We start from the raw sequence: 2,394 nt of genomic DNA, 5'->3' as shown, positions 1-2,394 counted from the left end.
GATCAAGGCCTCCCGCCACCCGATCGTCGTCCGCGTCGACGGGCACGGCATGCTCTCGCCGAACTACATCGCCACCGCCGTACGGCTCCTGGAGGAGACCGGCGCGCAGAACGTCGGCGGCATCATGCACGCCGAGGGCGAGAACGACTGGGAGCGCGCGGTCGCCGCCGCCATGACCTCCAGGATCGGTGTCGGCAACGCCGCCTTCCACACGGGCGGCGAGGCACAGGCCGCCGAGACCGTGTACCTCGGGGTGTTCCGGCGCGAGGCCCTGGAGCAACAGGGCGGCTACAACGAGGAGTTCATCCGCGCCCAGGACTGGGAGCTCAACTTCCGGATCCGTGAGGCGGGCGGGCTCATCTGGTTCTCGCCCGAGCTGAAGGTGTCGTACCGCCCGCGGCCGAGCGTGAAGGCCCTCGCCAAGCAGTACAAGGACTACGGCCGCTGGCGGCACGTCGTCGCCCGCTACCACGAGGGCTCCATCAACCTGCGCTACCTCGCCCCGCCGACCGCGGTGTGCGCGATCGCGGCCGGGATCGTGGTCGGCGCCGCGCTGACCCCGCTCGGCTTCCTGATCCCCGGCGGCTACCTCGCGGCGATCGTGCTGGGCTCACTGCCCGCGGGCAAGGGCCTGCCGCTGAAGGCACGGCTCCAGATCCCCGTCGCCCTCGCCACCATGCACATGTCGTGGGGCTACGGCTTCCTGACCAGCCCGCGCTCCCTGGCCAGGCGGGTCATCGCCTCGCGCCGGCCCGCCGTGCTGGACGCGGTCTGAAAGAGGCGCCCCTCCTGTCCGAGGGGCGCCCCCGCCTCACCAGGTGAAGCCCGGGTTGACGTGCATGCAGGCCGTGTCGTCGGCGCCGTTGAGGGCCTCCGCGCTCTTCGGGGTGGTGTCGTCCTTCTTCGGCGCCTTGTACGCCGTACCCTCGCGCCAGTCGGCGCCCACGACGAGCGTGACCCCGGAGACCTCGGTCGACTTCTTCACCGAACTCACCGGAATCCCCAGGGACTTGGCGACCGCCTGGGCGTCGCCCTCCAGCTCCGCGCTCGGGTAGCGCACGAGCGTGGTCGCCTCGCTCAGTGACGAGGAACGGTCGGAGACCGCCTTCTCGAAGCCCTTGTCCACCAGCAGCCCGGCCACCGTGCTCGCCCGGCCGCTCGCCGCGGCCAGGCTGTCGGTACGGGTGCCGTTCTGGACCAGTACCCCGATCTCGTCCTTCGCGGCGGCCGGGTCGTCGGAGGACTCCTCCGCCTTCGCCGCGGTGGCCTTCTTCGCGTCCTTGCCGTCCAGCGCGATGTCCTCGCGCACCAGCCGGAAGAGCTGCTCGGCGTCCTCGGTGGGCTCCACGCGCGCGCCGACGTAACGATTCGGCATGGTCGTCATGGTGATGCGCTCCGGCTCGACCCTGCGCAGCTCGTTGCTGAGGTCGTAGAGCTTCTTGACCGTGCCCAGGCCCGAGTCGACGGTGATCGCCCTCGTCGCCTGCTCGGCGAGCCTGCGCAGCTTGTTGGGGCTGTTCAGGGTGGCGTTGGCACGCAGCTCGCGGACCATCGAGTTCATGTACATGTGCTGGGCCTTGGCGCGGGCCAGGTCGCTGCCGTCCTCGAAGCCGTACCGGGTGCGCAGCCACTGCAGGGCCTGCTCGCCCTTGACCGAGGTGGTGCCCTTCTCCAGCTTCAGGCCGGAGCCGTGCCCCTGGCTGTCCCGCGAGTGGATGTTGGCGTCCACACAGACCGGCACCCCGCCGATGGCGTCGGCCATGGACACCACGCCGGAGAAGTCGACCATCATGAAGTGGTCGATGTGGATTCCGGTGAGCTCCTGCCAGGTGGCCACCGTGCAGCCCGGACCGCCGTGGCCGAGGCTCTGGTTGGTCATCACCCGGCCCTCGCTCTCCGGGTACACCTTGCCGTCGTCCGGGTCGGTGCACTTGGGGATCTTCACGAGGGTGTCGCGCGGCATGCTGACGACCGAGAGGTTGCTGCGGTCGGCCGACAGGTGCAGCAGCATCTGCACATCGGCGAGCGGAGTGGACCCGAAGGTCTCCTTGGCGCCCCCGAGTTCCTGGTTCTCCTTGCTGTCCCGGGCGTCGGAGCCGATCAGCAGGATGTTCAGCGGGGTCTGGCCCGCTGCGTTCGGCGTCGGCTCGGCGACCTTGTTGTCGCCCAGGTTCAGCTCGTCCTGCTCGATGTTGGAGTTCAGGTGCCGGTAGTAGAGGTAGCCGGTCCCGGCCACCGCGAGTATCAGCACCGCGAGCGTCGCCGACGACCATCTGAGCAAGCGGTGCTTGCGTGGCGCCCGGCGGCTGCCGTGCGCGCCGTCCCCGTCGGTCTCCGGCGCGACTTCCTGCACGCTGTATTGCGTTGTCAACGTTCCTGTCCTCCCACCCACCC

2 protein-coding genes are annotated in these 2,394 nt (G+C 69.9%); one reads left to right on the top strand and one right to left on the bottom strand.

Annotation, left to right across the window (positions count from 1 at the left end):
• The coding region (locus EHS43_RS42680) for a glycosyltransferase (protein WP_125195835.1) at positions 1 to 775 on the top strand (775 nt) is incomplete at its 5' end.
• Positions 776 to 811: 36 nt separating this feature from the next.
• On the opposite strand, the gene EHS43_RS42675 is transcribed toward EHS43_RS42680, so the two are convergent.
• On the bottom strand, positions 812 to 2,353 hold the full coding sequence (locus EHS43_RS42675; RefSeq protein ID WP_125195836.1) for an LCP family protein: 1,542 nt from the start codon (positions 2,351 to 2,353) through the stop codon (positions 812 to 814).
• Positions 2,354 to 2,394 lie beyond the last annotated feature (41 nt).

This window comes from Streptomyces sp. RP5T (assembly GCF_003933965.1).
In the GTDB taxonomy this organism is placed as follows: domain Bacteria; phylum Actinomycetota; class Actinomycetes; order Streptomycetales; family Streptomycetaceae; genus Streptomyces.
Note: the sequence above shows the minus strand (reverse complement) of the source record. Positions and strands in the feature narration are given on the sequence as shown.